The 15,930-nt window shown below is 61.7% G+C and carries 15 protein-coding genes; all 15 read left to right on the top strand.

Going from position 1 to position 15,930, the window contains the following annotated elements; translation table 11 throughout:
- Window positions 1-6: 6 nt before the first annotated feature.
- The 15 genes from fliR (at window position 7) to HS968_RS10100 (ending at window position 15,927) form a co-directional block, all read left to right on the top strand.
- The gene (gene fliR / locus HS968_RS10030; protein ID WP_119691776.1) at window positions 7-783 is read left to right on the top strand and encodes a flagellar biosynthetic protein FliR; all 777 of its coding nucleotides are present in this window, start codon (window positions 7-9) and stop codon (window positions 781-783) included.
- Window positions 784-785: 2 nt separating this feature from the next.
- On the top strand, window positions 786-1,922 hold the full coding sequence (gene flhB, locus HS968_RS10035) for a flagellar biosynthesis protein FlhB (protein ID WP_182371134.1): 1,137 nt from the start codon (window positions 786-788) through the stop codon (window positions 1,920-1,922).
- A gap of 270 nt (window positions 1,923-2,192) precedes the next feature.
- Window positions 2,193-4,316 (top strand): flagellar biosynthesis protein FlhA, encoded by a 2,124-nt coding sequence (flhA, locus tag HS968_RS10040; protein ID WP_182371605.1) that lies wholly within the window; start codon window positions 2,193-2,195, stop codon window positions 4,314-4,316.
- Between the two features lie 11 nt (window positions 4,317-4,327).
- Entirely contained in the window at window positions 4,328-5,638 is a 1,311-nt protein-coding gene (gene flhF / locus HS968_RS10045) for a flagellar biosynthesis protein FlhF (RefSeq protein WP_119691774.1), read from the top strand.
- A gap of 91 nt (window positions 5,639-5,729) precedes the next feature.
- Window positions 5,730-6,560 carry a flagellar synthesis regulator FleN gene (gene fleN / locus HS968_RS10050; RefSeq protein ID WP_162843938.1) on the top strand — a complete coding sequence of 277 codons (831 nt, stop codon included), beginning with the start codon at window positions 5,730-5,732 and terminating at the stop codon, window positions 6,558-6,560.
- The gene (gene fliA / locus HS968_RS10055; protein WP_170965121.1) at window positions 6,557-7,303 is read left to right on the top strand and encodes an RNA polymerase sigma factor FliA; all 747 of its coding nucleotides are present in this window, start codon (window positions 6,557-6,559) and stop codon (window positions 7,301-7,303) included. Before fleN ends, fliA begins: the two co-directional genes overlap by 4 nt.
- Window positions 7,304-7,411: 108 nt before the next feature.
- Window positions 7,412-7,786, top strand: coding sequence for a chemotaxis response regulator CheY (locus tag HS968_RS10060; RefSeq protein ID WP_169968482.1), 375 nt, complete (start codon window positions 7,412-7,414; stop codon window positions 7,784-7,786).
- Window positions 7,787-7,805: 19 nt separating this feature from the next.
- A complete protein-coding gene (locus HS968_RS10065; protein WP_179624598.1) occupies window positions 7,806-8,594 on the top strand; it encodes a protein phosphatase CheZ in 789 nt (262 codons plus the stop codon).
- Window positions 8,595-8,606: 12 nt separating this feature from the next.
- Window positions 8,607-10,814 carry a chemotaxis protein CheA gene (locus tag HS968_RS10070; protein WP_182371135.1) on the top strand — a complete coding sequence of 736 codons (2,208 nt, stop codon included), beginning with the start codon at window positions 8,607-8,609 and terminating at the stop codon, window positions 10,812-10,814.
- Window positions 10,815-10,856: 42 nt separating this feature from the next.
- The gene (locus tag HS968_RS10075; RefSeq protein ID WP_182371136.1) at window positions 10,857-11,996 is read left to right on the top strand and encodes a protein-glutamate methylesterase/protein-glutamine glutaminase; all 1,140 of its coding nucleotides are present in this window, start codon (window positions 10,857-10,859) and stop codon (window positions 11,994-11,996) included.
- A gap of 25 nt (window positions 11,997-12,021) precedes the next feature.
- Window positions 12,022-12,762 carry a flagellar motor protein gene (locus tag HS968_RS10080; RefSeq protein WP_106739921.1) on the top strand — a complete coding sequence of 247 codons (741 nt, stop codon included), beginning with the start codon at window positions 12,022-12,024 and terminating at the stop codon, window positions 12,760-12,762.
- A 12-nt stretch (window positions 12,763-12,774) separates the two neighbouring features.
- Entirely contained in the window at window positions 12,775-13,584 is an 810-nt protein-coding gene (gene motD / locus HS968_RS10085) for a flagellar motor protein MotD (RefSeq protein ID WP_182371137.1), read from the top strand.
- A gap of 82 nt (window positions 13,585-13,666) precedes the next feature.
- A complete protein-coding gene (locus tag HS968_RS10090) occupies window positions 13,667-14,455 on the top strand; it encodes a ParA family protein (RefSeq protein ID WP_182371138.1) in 789 nt (262 codons plus the stop codon).
- An 84-nt stretch (window positions 14,456-14,539) separates the two neighbouring features.
- The gene (locus HS968_RS10095) at window positions 14,540-15,352 is read left to right on the top strand and encodes a CheW domain-containing protein (RefSeq protein ID WP_182371139.1); all 813 of its coding nucleotides are present in this window, start codon (window positions 14,540-14,542) and stop codon (window positions 15,350-15,352) included.
- A 95-nt stretch (window positions 15,353-15,447) separates the two neighbouring features.
- Window positions 15,448-15,927 carry a chemotaxis protein CheW gene (locus tag HS968_RS10100; protein ID WP_003243242.1) on the top strand — a complete coding sequence of 160 codons (480 nt, stop codon included), beginning with the start codon at window positions 15,448-15,450 and terminating at the stop codon, window positions 15,925-15,927.
- The last annotated feature ends 3 nt before the right edge of the window (window positions 15,928-15,930 follow it).

The raw sequence follows: 15,930 nt of genomic DNA on the forward strand, positions 1-15,930 counted from the left end.
GGCACGATGCTGGAATTGAGCAACGAGCAGATCAGCGGCTGGATCGGCCAGTTTCTGCTGCCGTTGTTCCGTATTGCCGCGATGCTGATGGTGATGCCGATCATCGGTACCCAGCTGGTGCCGACCCGGGTGCGGCTGTACCTGGCGCTGGCCATCAGCGTCGTGCTGGTGCCCACCCTGCCGCCCATGCCGCAAGTGGATGCGCTGAGCCTGCGCAGCCTGTTGCTGATCCTCGAGCAGGTGCTGATTGGTGCCATGTTCGGTTTCATCCTGCAGCTGTTTTTCCACCTGTTCGCCGTGGCTGGGCAGATCATCGCCATGCAGATGGGCCTGGGCTTCGCCTCCATGGTCGACCCGGCCAATGGTGTGTCGGTACCGGTGCTCGGTCAGTTCATGCTGATGCTGGTGACCTTGCTGTTTCTGGCCATCAATGGCCACTTGGTGGCGCTGGAGATTCTCGCCGAGAGCTTCGTCGCCTTGCCCTCCGGGCAGGGCCTGATGGTCAACCACTACTGGGAACTGGCTGGCAAGCTGAGCTGGGTGATCGGTGCTGGCCTGTTGTTGACCCTGCCAATGGTCACTGCGCTGTTGGTGATCAACCTGGCCTTCGGTGTGATGACCCGCGCCGCGCCGCAGCTGAACATCTTTTCCATCGGCTTCCCCCTGACCCTGGCCCTGGGCCTGGTGATCTTCTGGGTGGGGCTTTCCGACTTCGGCAACCTGTTTCAGGGGTTGGCCAGTGAAGCCTTGCAGCAACTGGGCGAATTCGCCCGGATGAGGTAGCCATGGCCGAGAGCGAGAGCGGCGCCGACAAGAGCGAGGAACCCACTGGTAAGCGGCTCGAAGAGTCGCGGAAAAAAGGCCAGATCGCTCGCTCCAAGGAGCTCAATACCCTGGCGGTGACCCTGACCGGCACCATCGCGCTGATGATCTTCGGTGCGCAGATGGGCGACGCCATGCTCGACCTGATGCGCGGCAACTTCAGCCTGTCACGTGACGTGCTGATGAACGAAGGCAGCATGGCGCTGCACCTGCTCGCGTCCGGCAAGCATGCCTTGCAGGCCATGTTGCCGTTTCTCATCGCCTTGTTGATCGCCTCCATCGCCGGCCCCATCGTCTTGGGCGGCTGGTTGTTCTCGGTCGAGGCGTTGCAGCCCAAGGGCAGTCGCATGAACCCGCTGGCCGGGCTCAAGCGGATGTTCTCGGTGCAGGCGCTGGTTGAGCTGCTCAAGGCTCTAGCCAAGTTTCTGGTGATCCTCGCTGTGGCCTTGCTGGTGCTGTCGATGGATCAGGACGATCTGCTCGCCATCGCCAATGAACCGGTGGAACCCGCCATCCTGCATAGCTTGCAGGTGGTGGGTTGGAGCGCGCTGTGGCTGTCGTGTGGGCTGATTCTGATCGCAGCGGTGGACGTGCCGTTCCAGCTGTGGAGCCACAAGAACAAGCTGAAGATGACCAAGCAGGAAGTGCGCGACGAGTACAAGGACACCGAAGGTAAGCCGGAGGTCAAAGGGCGTATTCGTCAGTTGCAACGTGAGATGGCCGAGCGCCGCATGATGCAGGCCGTACCTCAGGCTGACGTGGTGATCACCAACCCGACCCACTTCGCCGTGGCGCTCAAGTACGATCCGGACAATGGCGGCGCACCGGTGCTGCTGGCCAAGGGTGGCGACTTCCTGGCGCTGAAGATTCGCGAGATCGCTCAGGAGCACCAGGTCATGGTGCTGGAGTCGCCGGCTCTGGCCCGGGCGGTTTACTACTCCACGGAACTCGAACAGGAGATTCCGGCCGGTCTGTATCTCGCCGTAGCGCAAGTGTTGGCCTACGTCTACCAGTTGCGTCAGTACCGCGCCGGCAAGGGCAAGCGGCCAGGGCCGTTGCCCGATCTGCCGATTCCGCCGGATCTGCGCCGCGATTCGTAGGGCGGATCGGGACGCCGACCGCTCGTAGGGCGGACTCAGGAGCGCCAGCGAACAGTCCGCCGTGTCTGGGCGCGGCACAAATCCAGCAGCGTACTGCTTCGCGAACGGATCGCCGCCCGGTGCGCCCTACGGAACCAGGCGTTTTTACCCTGTAGATCGAGGCTTGTAGCCTGTCGCCGCGTTTCTGGAACGCTTCTTGCCATTACCCCTGTAAAGCGCAGCTCTGCGTCAAAAGATTGAATTGGCTGGGGTAGTCACGTGGCATTCAACATCAACCGCTCGCAAATCATCGGGGACGCTCGTGGCAACCTGGCCGGCCTGCGCCAGGGCAGCCTTGGCATCCCGCTGCTGTTGTTGGCGCTGCTGGGCATGGTCACGCTGCCGGTGCCGCCGCTACTGCTCGACACCCTGTTCACGTTCAACATCGCCTTGTCCATCGTCGTGCTGCTGGTCGCCGTCTACGCGCTGCGCCCGCTGGACTTCGCCGTATTCCCCACCATCCTGCTGGTCGCCACCTTGTTGCGCCTGGCGCTCAACGTCGCTTCCACGCGTGTCGTGCTGCTGCACGGTCAGGAGGGGCCGCACGCCGCGGGTAAGGTAATCCAGGCCTTCGGCGAGGTGGTGATCGGCGGTAACTACGTGGTCGGTGTGGTGGTCTTCGCCATCCTGGTGATCATCAACTTTGTGGTGGTCACCAAGGGTGCCGGGCGGATTTCCGAAGTCAGCGCGCGTTTCACCCTCGATGCCATGCCCGGCAAGCAGATGGCCATCGACGCGGATCTGAACGCCGGTCTGATTGACCAGGCCGAAGCCAAGAAACGTCGCTCCGAAGTCGCTCAGGAAGCGGATTTCTACGGTTCCATGGACGGTGCCAGCAAATTCGTTCGCGGTGATGCCATCGCCGGCCTGCTGATCATGTTCGTTACCCTGATCGGCGGCATGGCCATCGGCATGCTGCAGCATGGCCTTAGCTTTGCCGACGCGAGCAAGATCTACGCGCTGCTGGTGATCGGTGACGGCCTGGTCGCGCAGATTCCCTCGCTGCTGCTGTCCACCGCTGCAGCCATCATGGTTACTCGCGTATCCAGCTCCGAAGACATGGGCCAGCAGGTCAACCGGCAGATGTTCGCTTCGCCGCGTGCGCTGGCTGTGGCGGCGATCATCCTGATCGTCATGGGCCTGGTGCCGGGCATGCCGCATGTTTCCTTCATTGGTCTGGGCCTGATCGCTGCAGGTGGCGCCTACTGGATCGCCAACAAGAAGCGCAGGGCGCAAGAGGTCGAGCAGCAGGAAGTGCAGCGTCAGCAGGAGCTGATTCCGGCGCAGAAGGCGCAGGAGGTCAAGGAGCTGGGTTGGGATGACGTCATGCCTGTGGACATGGTCGGCCTGGAAGTTGGCTATCGCCTTATCCCACTGGTCGACCGTAATCAGGGCGGGCAACTGCTGGCGCGGATCAAGGGCGTACGCAAGAAGTTGTCGCAGGAGATGGGCTTTCTCATGCCCTCGGTGCATATCCGCGACAACCTCGACCTGGCGCCCAACGCCTACCGTTTGACGCTGATGGGCGTCAGCGTGGCCGAGGCCGAGGTCTATCCGGATCGTGAATTGGCGATCAACCCCGGTCAGGTGTTCGGCCCACTCAATGGCATTGCCGCCAAGGATCCGGCGTTCGGTCTGGAGGCCGTGTGGATCGACCCCACTCAGCGTGATCAGGCGCAGTCGCTCGGCTATACCGTGGTCGACGCCAGTACCGTGGTTGCCACCCACCTCAACCAGATCCTGCACAAGCACGCTCACGAGCTGCTCGGGCATGAGGAAGTGCAGCAGCTCATGCAATTGCTGGCCAAGAGCTCGCCGAAGCTGGCCGAAGAGCTGGTGCCGGGCCTGGTGTCGCTGTCGACCCTGCTCAAGGTGCTGCAAGCGCTGTTGCAGGAGCAGGTGCCGGTGCGCGATATCCGCACCATTGCCGAAGCCATCGCCAACGTGGCGCCGAAGAGTCAAGATCCCGCCGCTATGGTCGCCGCCGTACGGGTGGCGTTGGCCCGTGCAATCGTGCAAAGCATTGTGGGACTAGAGCCGGAGCTGCCTGTGATCACCCTCGAACCGAGGTTGGAACAGATATTGCTCAATAGTCTGCAGAAGGCCGGTCAGGGCAGTGAGGATGGCATCCTCCTGGAACCGGGCATGGCCGAGAAGCTGCAGCGTTCCCTGGTGGAAGCGGCGCAGCGCCAGGAAATGCTCGGCAAGCCGGTGATTCTGCTGGTGGCCGGCCCGATCCGGGCGATGTTGTCGCGCTTCGCGCGGTTGGCGGTATCCAGCATGCACGTGCTGGCCTACCAGGAAATTCCGGACAACAAGCAGGTCACCATAGTCGCCACTGTGGGCCAGAACTGAGGTAAAGGGTCATGCAGGTCAAACGCTTCTTCGCCGCCGATATGCGAACCGCCATGAAACTGGTGCGTGACGAGCTGGGTGCCGATGCTGCGATCATTGGCAACCGCCGCGTGGCCGGTGGTGTCGAGCTGACTGCCGCGCTGGACTATCAGGTGACGCCGGCTCCGGTGCGACCGAACCCGGCGCTGGAAGCCGAGCTGCGCAAGACCCAGGCGCGCATCGCCAGTGCCCAGGCCGAACTCGCCACCCGTGCCGAGCAGGACGCCGGCAAGGATCGCCAGTTATTCGCCAACGAATCTCTGCTGGCACCCGAGCTGCCAGCCACTCCGGTCAAGCCGCAGCGTCCGGTCGAGGCCGCAGTACCTGCTACGCCGGCCGTCGACCCCCGTGCGCTGGATGCCATGCGTTTCGAGTTGCACGGCCTGCGTGAGCTGATCGAAGTGCAACTGGGCTCCATCGCCTGGGGCCAGCTGCAAAATCGCCGTCCGCAACAAGCTAATCTGTGGCGCCGCCTGCAACGCATGGGTCTGTCTGCCGAGCTGTCGCAGGCGCTGCTGAGCAAGGTGGCAGGTGTGGCTGAGCCGCGCCAGGCCTGGCGCATGCTGCTGGCGCACCTGGCTCACGCGATCAGAACGCCGAAGGTAGAGCCGCTGGAGGAGGGCGGGGTGATTGCCCTGGTCGGTCCGGCCGGTATGGGCAAGACCACCACCCTGGCCAAGCTGGCCGCGCGTTACGTGCTTAAGTACGGCGCGCAGCAGGTCGCTCTGGTGAGCATGGACAGTTACCGTATTGGCGCGCAGGAGCAACTCAAGACCCTGGGGCGTATCCTGGGCGTATCGGTGACTCAGGTCGATCCTGGTCAGTCGTTGTTGCAGGCGCTGACTCCGCTGGCGAAGAAACGTGTGGTGCTGGTCGACACAGCAGGCCTGCCGGGTAACGATCCCGCACTGCGTCTGCAACTGGAAAGCCTGGCGTCGGCGCGTATCAATGCGAAAAATTATCTGGTTCTGGCGGCAACAAGTCAGAGCCAAGTGCTCAAGGCGGCCTACCATAGTTACAAGCGTTGTGGACTGGCAGGCTGCATACTGACGAAACTGGACGAGGCGGTGAGCCTGGGCGAGGTTTTAGGTCTGGCTATAGGCCAGCATCTGCCGGTAGCCTATGTCACGGACGGGCCGCGTATTCCGGACGATCTGCAGGTGCCGCGCAGTCATCAACTGGTCAGTCGCGCAGTAGGTTTGCAGGCCGCCGAAGAACCGAGTGAAGATGCCATGGCGCAGATGTTTGCCGGGCTCTACCAGAAGCCGGCTCGTGCCGGTTGAGGCAATAAGAATCGTGCATCCTTTTGCCGAGTAGGCGAGAGTGAACGGCCTGTCAGGGTCAAGTCGAAGTTAGACAAGGTATAGAAATAACATGGGTATGCATCCCGTACAGGTGATTGCGGTGACTGGCGGCAAAGGTGGCGTCGGCAAGACCAACGTGTCGGTCAATCTGTCCATGGCCCTGGCCGATCTCGGCCGTCGGGTGATGCTGATGGACGCTGACCTTGGCCTGGCCAACGTCGACGTTCTGTTGGGACTGACGCCCAAACGCACCCTGGCCGATGTGATCGCCGGTGAATGCGATCTGCGTGACGTGCTGCTGCAGGGGCCCGGTGGTGTTCGTATCGTGCCGGCGGCGTCCGGTACGCAGAGCATGGTCAGCCTTACGCCCATGCAGCACGCTGGCCTGATCCAGGCGTTTAGCGACATCAGCGAGAACCTCGACGTGCTGGTGATCGACACCGCGGCCGGTATTGGCGATGCGGTGGTCAGTTTCGTTCGCGCAGCGCAGGAAATTCTCGTGGTGGTGTGCGATGAGCCGACCTCGATCACCGACGCCTACGCGCTGATCAAGCTGCTCAATCGCGACCACGGCATCAGCCGCTTCCGCGTTTTGGCCAACATGGCCCACAGCCCGCAGGAAGGGCGCAATCTCTTTGCTAAGCTGACCAAGGTGACGGATCGTTTCCTCGATGTCGCCCTGCAGTATGTCGGTGCCGTGCCCTACGATGAGTGCGTGCGCAAGGCCGTGCAGAAACAGCGCGCCGTCTATGAAGCCTTCCCTCGATCCAAGTGCGCTCTGGCGTTCAAGGCGATAGCTCAGAAGGTCGACACCTGGCCGTTGCCGGCCAATCCCCGTGGCCATCTGGAGTTTTTCGTCGAGCGTCTGGTGCAGCAACCGACTGCAGACTCGGCCGTATGACAGCAGCCTCTGGACTTCGTATGTACAACAAGGCTCAGGCGCAGGATTCCCAGCATCAGCTGATCGAGCGCTATGCGCCACTGGTCAAGCGGATTGCCTATCACTTGCTGGCACGTCTGCCGGCCAGCGTGCAGGTCGATGACCTGATCCAGGCCGGCATGATCGGTCTGCTCGAAGCCTCGCGCAAATACGACTCCAGCAAGGGCGCCAGCTTCGAAACTTTCGCCGGTATCCGTATCCGTGGGGCCATGCTCGACGAGGTGCGCAAGGGCGATTGGGCACCGCGTTCGGTACACCGCAACAGCCGTATGGTCAGCGATGCGATTCGCGTTGTTGAGGCCAGAACGGGGCGTGACGCTAAAGATCACGAAGTTGCGGCCGAACTCCAATTGAGTCTGGAGGATTACTACGGCATTCTTGGCGACACTTTGGGCAGCCGCCTGTTCAGCTTCGACGACCTGTTGCAGGACGGCGAGCATGGCGGGCTGCACGAAGACGCCGGGCACACCCACCTCGAACCTTCGCGGGACCTCGAAGACGAACGCTTCCAGGCGGCCTTGGCCGATGCCATCGCTGGTTTGCCGGAGCGTGAACGTCTCGTGCTGGCGCTGTATTACGACGAAGAACTGAACTTGAAAGAAATCGGCGAAGTGCTGGGGGTTAGCGAGTCACGCGTCAGCCAGTTGCACAGCCAGTGCGCAGCGCGTCTGCGTTCGCGGCTGAGTGAATGGCGCGCTGGCTGAACAGCGTATTCGCAGGCTTAAACGGCCTGTTAACGGTTTCATGATTAAAGGACGTGGTTGCGAGCGCAATACGTTTGGGACTGTACGGAGGTCGACTTGGACAAGAACATGAAAATCCTCATCGTTGACGATTTCTCGACGATGCGACGGATCATCAAGAACCTCTTGCGGGACTTGGGTTTCACCAACACCGCAGAAGCCGACGATGGCACCTCGGCGTTGCCGATGTTGCAAAGCGGCAGTTTCGATTTTTTGGTGACCGACTGGAACATGCCCGGTATGACCGGCATCGACCTGCTGCGTGCCGTGCGCGCCGATGAACGCCTGAAGCACCTGCCGGTGTTGATGGTGACTGCCGAAGCCAAGCGCGATCAGATCATCGAGGCGGCCCAAGCTGGTGTGAACGGCTATGTGGTCAAACCCTTCACCGCCCAGGTGCTGAAGGAAAAGATCGAGAAGATCTTCGAGCGGGTCAACGGCTGATGTCGGCCGCGAGGGTGCTATGGAACACGATGACTCCACGCTGGGTGACCTTGAGTCGACCCTGAAAAGCAATGCCCGCGATCTGGTCGATAGCCTCGAACAAGGCAACTTCGGCGCCGCGGTACAACTGATTAATGAGCTCAACAAGGTTCGTGATCGTGGCCTGTATCACGAGGTCGGCAAGCTGACCCGTGAGCTGCACAACGCCATTGTCAATTTCCAGCTTGATCCGCGTATGCCGCATGCCCAGGAGCTGTCGCAGATCGCCGATGCCACCGAACGCCTGAATTACGTTGTCACCATGACCGAGAAGGCTGCCAATCGCACCATGGATCTGGTGGAGCAGAGCGCGCCGCTGGTCAATGACCTGAGCGATGAGGCGCAGAGTCTGAGCGTCGAGTGGGGCCGTTTCATGCGTCGTGAAATGGGCGCCGATGGCTTTCGTGAGTTGGCCAAACGCATCGAACTTTTCCTCGCTCGCAGCGAGCGTGATGGCAACAAACTTTCCAGTCACCTCAACGACATTTTGCTGGCACAGGACTATCAGGATCTGACCGGGCAAGTGATCAAGCGTGTCACCCAACTGGTGACCGAGGTGGAAAGCAACCTGCTCAAGCTGATGTTGATGGCCAGTCAGGTCGACCGTTTTGCCGGTATTCAGCACGACCATGAAGTGCTGCGCACCGAACAGGAAAAATTAAAAGAGCCATCGCGGGGTGAAGGTCCGCAGATTCATGCCGATAAGCGTGATGACGTTGCCTCCAGCCAGGACGATGTCGACGACCTGCTGTCCAGCCTAGGGTTCTAAGGAGCACACAATATGAGCTTCGGCGCCGATGAAGAGATCCTCCAGGATTTCCTGGTAGAGGCCGGCGAGATTCTCGAACAGTTGTCCGAACAATTAGTCGAGCTGGAAAGCCGACCGGACGACATGAACCTGCTCAACGCCATCTTTCGCGGTTTCCATACCGTCAAGGGCGGAGCGGGCTTCCTCCAGCTCAATGAGCTGGTGGAGTGCTGCCATATCGCCGAAAACGTCTTCGACATCCTGCGCAAGGGTGAGCGTCGCGTCGATTCGGAATTGATGGATGTGGTGCTCGAGGCTCTTGATGCTGTCAATGGCATGTTCGGCGAGGTGCGTGAGCGCCGCGAGCCGACACCAGCCACTCCTGAACTGCTGGCGGCATTGGCGCGCCTGGCCGAGCCGGCGGGCGCCGACTCGGCTCCCGCAGCCCCGGCTCCTGCTCGTGAGCCCGAGCCTGTAGCAGTGCCCGAGCCGGTCGCTGCGGCTCCCGCCTCGGGCGACATCACTGACAGCGAATTCGAGCAACTGCTCGATGCCCTGGGGGATGCGCCGGCCAGCGAGAGCGTTGCTGCCAGCGATGAAATTACCGACGACGAGTTCGAGTCTCTGCTCGATCAGTTGCATGGCAAGGGCCAGTTCAGCGGTACGGTCGAGGCTTCGGCTGACGTTGCCGTCGCGGCAGCCCCTGCCGCAACTCCGGCTGGTGACGATATCACCGACGACGAATTCGAGGCCCTGCTCGATCAACTGCATGGCAAGGGCCAGTTTTCCACAGCACCTGAAGCGGCCGCTCCGGTCGCTGCGGCAGTCGAAGCCGCTGCGCCGGTCAGTGATGACATTACCGATGACGAGTTCGAATCCCTGCTCGATCAGTTGCATGGCAAAGGCAAATTCGTTCCTCCGAGCGAGCCTGCACCGGCACCTGCTGCGGTAGCCAAGCCTGCTGCAGCCAAGGCTGCTCCGGCCAAGCCCGCAGCCAAGGCCGAGCCTGCCGCGGCGCGTGCGCCGGCCGCTCCGGCACCGGTTGCGGACAAGGCGGTAGCACCGGCGAGCGAGGCGGAAACCACCGTGCGGGTCGATACCGCTCGCCTCGACGAGATCATGAACATGGTCGGCGAGCTGGTGCTGGTGCGTAACCGCCTGGTACGCCTGGGGCTCAACAGCGGTGACGAGGCCATGTCCAAGGCCGTGTCGAACCTCGACGTGGTGACTGCGGATCTGCAGACCTCGGTGATGAAGACCCGCATGCAGCCGATCAAGAAGGTCTTCGGCCGCTTCCCTCGCCTGGTACGCGATCTGGCGCGCAACCTGAAGAAGGAAATCAACCTCGAGTTGGTGGGTGAAGAGACCGACCTCGATAAGAACCTGGTCGAGGCTCTCGCCGACCCGCTGGTGCACTTGGTGCGCAATGCCGTCGACCACGGCGTAGAAACCCCGGAAGAGCGCGAGAAGGCTGGCAAGGCTCGCGCAGGCCGCGTGGTGCTGTCCGCCGAGCAGGAAGGCGACCATATCCTGCTGTCGATCACCGACGACGGCAAAGGCATGGATGCCGACGTGCTACGTGCCAAGGCCGTCGAGAAAGGCCTGCTGGATAAGGACGCGGCCGATCGCCTGAACGAGTTCGAGTGCTACAACCTGATCTTCGCCCCGGGCTTCTCGACCAAGACCGAGATTTCCGATGTGTCCGGCCGCGGTGTCGGCATGGACGTGGTGAAAACCAAGATTTCCCAGCTCAACGGCACGGTCAACGTGTTCTCGCAGAAGGGCCAGGGCTCGAAGATCATCATCAAGGTGCCATTGACCCTGGCGATCATGCCGACGCTGATGGTGATGCTGGAGAACCAGGCTTTCGCTTTCCCGCTGGTCAACGTCAACGAGATCTTCCACCTCGACCTGTCGCGCACCAACGTGGTCGATGGCCAGGAAGTGGTGATCGTGCGTGACAAGGCGCTGCCCCTGTTCTATCTCAAGCGTTGGCTGGTGCCGCAGGCCTTCCATGAAGGTCAGCGCGAAGGTCATGTGGTGATCCTCACCGTCGGTAGCCAACGCATCGGCTTTGTCGTCGATCAATTGGTCGGCCAGGAAGAAGTGGTAATCAAGCCACTGGGCAAGATGCTTCAGGGCACGCCCGGGATGTCCGGCGCCACGATCACTGGTGATGGACGCATCGCGTTGATTCTCGACGTACCGAGCATGCTCAAGCGCTATGCTCGACGTTTCTGATGGTTGCGGCGCAGGCGAGGTCTGCGCTGTCTAGGAGTGTGTATGGCAGTTAAGGTTCTGGTAGTGGACGACTCCGGTTTTTTCCGCCGGCGCGTTTCGGAAATTCTGTCTGCTGACCCCAGTATTCAGGTCGTGGGCACGGCCACCAACGGGCGGGAAGCCATCGATCAGGCGTTGGCGCTCAAGCCTGACGTGATCACCATGGATTACGAGATGCCGATGATGGACGGCATCACTGCGGTACGAAACATCATGCAGCGCTGCCCGACGCCGGTGTTGATGTTCTCCTCGCTGACCCACGAAGGTGCCCGTGTCACCCTCGATGCACTGGATGCCGGGGCGGTGGACTTCCTGCCGAAGAATTTCGAAGACATCTCGCGCAATCCCGAGAAGGTCAAGCAGATGCTGTGCGAGAAGGTGCATACCATCGCGCGCAGCAATCGCCGTTTCAGCTCGGCTGCAGTGGCTCCGGCGCCGACTGCGGCCAGTCCGGCAGTGGCGCCGATTAGTCGTCCTGCTGTCGCGCCAGTGCGTCCAGCCACGCCTGCCGCCACGCCGCGTACCGCATCGACGCCAGGCGCTTCCAGTGCCGCGCCGAGCTCGGCTGCGCCCAAGCGCAAGTCTTACAAGCTGGTGGCCATCGGTACCTCCACCGGCGGCCCGGTGGCACTGCAACGTGTACTGACCCAATTGCCGGCTAATTTCCCGGCACCGCTGGTGTTGATCCAGCATATGCCGGCAGCTTTCACCAAGGCCTTTGCCGAGCGCCTGGACAAGCTCTGCCGCATCCAGGTCAAGGAAGCTGAGGATGGCGATGTACTGCGCCCTGGCCTGGCGCTGCTAGCTCCTGGCGGCAAGCAGATGATGGTCGATGCCCGTGGCGTGGTGAAGATTCTGCCCGGCGATGAGCGCCTCAACTACAAACCCTGCGTGGATATCACCTTCGGTTCGGCGGCCAAGTCCTATGGCGACAAGGTGCTGGCAGTGGTACTGACCGGCATGGGCGCCGACGGCCGTGAGGGCGCGCGCCTGCTCAAGCAGGGTGGCAGTCAGGTGTGGGCTCAGGATGAGGCCAGTTGCGTGATCTATGGCATGCCGATGGCGGTGGTCAAGGCCAGTCTGGCCGATGCGATCTACAGCCTGGATGACATCGGTCGGCATCTGACCGAGGCTTGCCAATGATGAAGGCTGAGTCGAGCGTGTCTGCATGGATGTATTGAGCCTAATCGGCGTCATCCTGGCGTTCGTCGCGATACTGGGTGGCAATTATCTCGAAGGCGGTAACGCCGGGGCGCTGCTCAATGGCCCGGCGGCACTGATCGTTATCGGCGGTACCCTGGGCGCGGCGTTCCTGCAGGCCCCCGTCAGTGTGTTCAAACGCGCCATGGGTATCGTGCGCTGGATCTTCTTTCCGCCGCGCATCGACCTGGTGGGCGGCATCAACCGGGTTGTGGGCTGGAGCATGGTGGCGCGCAAGGAAGGTCTGCTCGGCCTCGAGTCGGTGGCCGATGCCGAGCCCGATCCTTATGCGCGCAAGGGCCTGCAATTGCTGGTCGACGGTGCCGAGCCGGAATCCATTCGCAGCATCCTGGAGGTCGATCTCTACACCCAGGAAGCACGCGATATCCAGGCGGCCAAGGTATTCGAGAGCATGGGCGGCTACGCCCCGACCATCGGCATCATCGGTGCGGTAATGGGCCTGATCCACGTGATGGGTAACCTGGCTGACCCGAGCATGCTCGGCAGCGGTATCGCCGTGGCCTTCGTCGCCACCATCTATGGCGTCGGCTTCGCCAACCTGCTGTTGTTGCCGATCGGCAACAAGCTCAAGTCCATTGCGCTGCGCCAGTCGCGCTATCGCGAGATGTTGCTGGAGGGCATCCTGTCCATCGCCGAGGGTGAGAACCCGCGCTCTATCGAACTGAAGCTGCAAGGCTTCATGGACTGATGGAGGCATGGCATGGCACGCAGGCGGCATCAGGAAGAACATGAGAACCATGAGCGTTGGCTGGTTTCCTACGCCGACTTCATCACGCTGCTGTTCGCCTTCTTCGTGGTGATGTATTCGATCTCCTCGATCAACGAAGGCAAGTACAAGATCCTCTCGGAGTCGCTGACAGGCGTATTCAACCAGCCTGACCGCGCGATCAAGCCCATTCCGGTGGGTGAAGAGCGGCCACGCACCAGTGAGCCCGACAACACTGCACTGGACGATCCCAGCTCGGACGCCACCTTGCAGAGCATTGCTTCCAGCGTGCGTGAAGTGTTCGGTGAGTTGATCCAGAGCGACCAGTTGACCCTGCGTGGCAACGAGATGTGGATCGAGATCGAGCTGAGTTCGAGCCTGCTGTTTCCTAGCGGCGACGCCATTCCGAACAATCAGGCGTTCGACATTATCGAGAAGGTCGCCAAGATTCTGGCGCCGTATCAGAATCCGGTAAAAGTCGAAGGCTTCACTGACAATCTGCCGATTCAGACCGCCCAGTACCCAACCAACTGGGAGTTGTCTTCGGCGCGCGCGTCGAGCATCGTGCGTATGCTGGCTATGGATGGCGTCGACCCTTCGCGTTTGGCGGCCGTCGGTTACGGCGAGTTCCAGCCGGTGGCCGACAATGCCACGGCGGAGGGCAGGGGACGCAATCGCCGGGTGGTACTGGTGATTTCGCGTAACCTCGAAACCCGCCGCAGCGATGGCAGCGCCGCGACTCAGCAGTCCGAGGCTGGCACGCAACCTGCACCAGCGTCTGCGTCGGGGGTTCCACAGTCGTGAGCCGTCAAATCCCAGTCGCCTGCTGCATGTCGGCGACAGCCATTCTCGGCCTGAGCGCCTCACGCCGGGAGGATGAGAGAACATGAAAGTCTGGGCAGTAGCCAATCAGAAAGGTGGGGTCGGCAAGACCACCACCTCCATCGCCCTGGCAGGCCTGTTGGCCGATGCCGGCAAGCGTGTGATCGTGGTCGATCTCGATCCGCATGGATCGATGACCAGTTATTTCGGTCATGATCCCGATGCGCTGGAGCACAGTTGCTTCGATCTGTTCCTGCATCAGGGCAACGTGCCGCAAGGCTTGCCCAAGCAGTTGCTGCACAGCACCAGCCACGAAGGGATTTCCCTGTTGCCATCGAGCACCGCGCTGGCCACGCTCGAGCGCCAGTCGCCTGGGCAGAACGGTCTGGGCCTGGTGATAGCCAAGAGCCTGGCGCAACTCTGGGGTGATTTCGATCACGCCGTCATCGACAGCCCGCCCTTGCTTGGCGTGTTGATGGTCAACGCCCTGGCAGCCAGCCAGCAACTGGTGATCCCGGTGCAGACCGAGTTTCTCGCGGTCAAGGGGCTGGAGCGCATGATCAGCACCCTGGCGATGATCAATCGTTCGCGCAAGCAGGCGTTGCCCTACACCATCGTGCCGACGCTGTTCGATCGCCGAACCCAGGCGTCCATGAGCACCTTGCGCGTGCTGCGCAATACCTATCCCGAGCATCTGTGGCCGGCGTACATTCCGGTCGACACGCGCTTGCGTGATGCCAGCCGCGCTGGCCGCACGCCATCCCAGTTCGACGCCAATAGCCGCGGCGTGATCGCTTATCGTGCCCTGCTCAAGCATCTGCTGAATCATCAGCCAGCGGCGCAGGTGGCCTGAAATGAGCGTCTGTGTTGAACTGTGCTCAAGTCGGGCCGTGCTGCGGCCGATAGGCTGTGAAGCTTTCCATTCCGGGTTTCAGTCATGAGTCGTAACCTCGCCACTGCCACGCGTTCCCAGCTGGCCTTGCAGTCGTACCTCGATGGTCTGCTGCAGGAGGCTGCTGCCGAGCTGGAGATGTCCGTCAGTCTCGACGAGTTCGAGGCTGCCGTGCTCGAGGAGCAGGTGCGCGATGCGCGCCTGATCGAGCCCGTCGCGTTCGCCGAGATCGTCGAGCCACCGGTGCTCGCAGCAGTCGAGGTCGCGCCTGTCGAGTTGCTTGCGCCGGTGCAAGCGCCTGTCGTCGAGGACATCGCGCCCCCAGTGGTTGCCGCTGTGGTGGATTTCGCCACGCAGCCTGCCGGTGTTCTGGCAGATGGGCGGCCGACCTGGGCCGAGGAACCGTTCGAGTGCCTGCTGTTCGATGTCGCCGGGTTGACCCTGGCGGTACCGCTGATCTGCCTGGGATCGATCTATCCGCTGGAAGGGCAGGAGCTGACGCCGTTGTTCGGTCAGCCGGAATGGTTCCTCGGCATTCTGCCGAGCCAGACCGGCAACCTGAAAGTACTGGATACCGCGCGCTGGGTGATGCCTGATCGCTATCGCGATGATTTTCGCGATGGCTTGCAGTACGTGATTTCGGTACAAGGCTACGAGTGGGGGCTGGCCGTGCATCAGGTCAGCCGCTCGATTCGCCTTGATCCGAGTGAGGTCAAGTGGCGCAGTCAGCGTACCCAGCGGCCCTGGCTGGCGGGAACAGTGATCGAACACATGTGCGCACTGCTCGACGTCGCGGCCTTGGCCGAATTGATCGCCAGCGGTGGTGCCAAACGCCTGGCCGCAGGAAAACTGCATTGAGAATTGGTGAGCCTGCGTCAGCGGGCTCTATAGTTGATGACAAGCGGGTCGACCCGCGCATGCCGCACTGAGCGGTTTTTGACGAGGCTAGGGACATGAAGAAAAGTTCTGCACAAGGTGCCGAAGATCCGATTCTGCAGTGGGTGACCTTTCGCCTGGATAACGAAACCTATGGCATCAACGTGATGCAGGTGCAGGAAGTGCTGCGCTACACCGAGATTGCCCCGGTGCCGGGTGCGCCGAGCTACGTACTGGGCATCATCAACCTGCGTGGCAACGTGGTCACCGTGATCGATACCCGCCAGCGTTTCGGCCTGGGTTCTGCGCCGGTCACCGACAACACCCGCATCGTCATCATCGAAGCGGACAAGCAGGTGGTTGGCATCCTGGTCGATAGCGTGGCTGAAGTGGTCTACCTGCGTCAGTCCGAGATCGAGACCGCGCCGAATGTCGGCAACGACGAGTCGGCCAAGTTCATCCAGGGCGTGTGCAACAAGAACGGCGAGCTGCTGATCCTGGTCGAGCTGGACAAGATGATGTCCGAGGAAGAATGGTCGGAGCTGGAGAGCATCTGAGCC

Source organism: Pseudomonas berkeleyensis, from assembly GCF_014109765.1.
In the GTDB taxonomy this organism is placed as follows: Bacteria; Pseudomonadota; Gammaproteobacteria; order Pseudomonadales; family Pseudomonadaceae; genus Aquipseudomonas; species Aquipseudomonas berkeleyensis.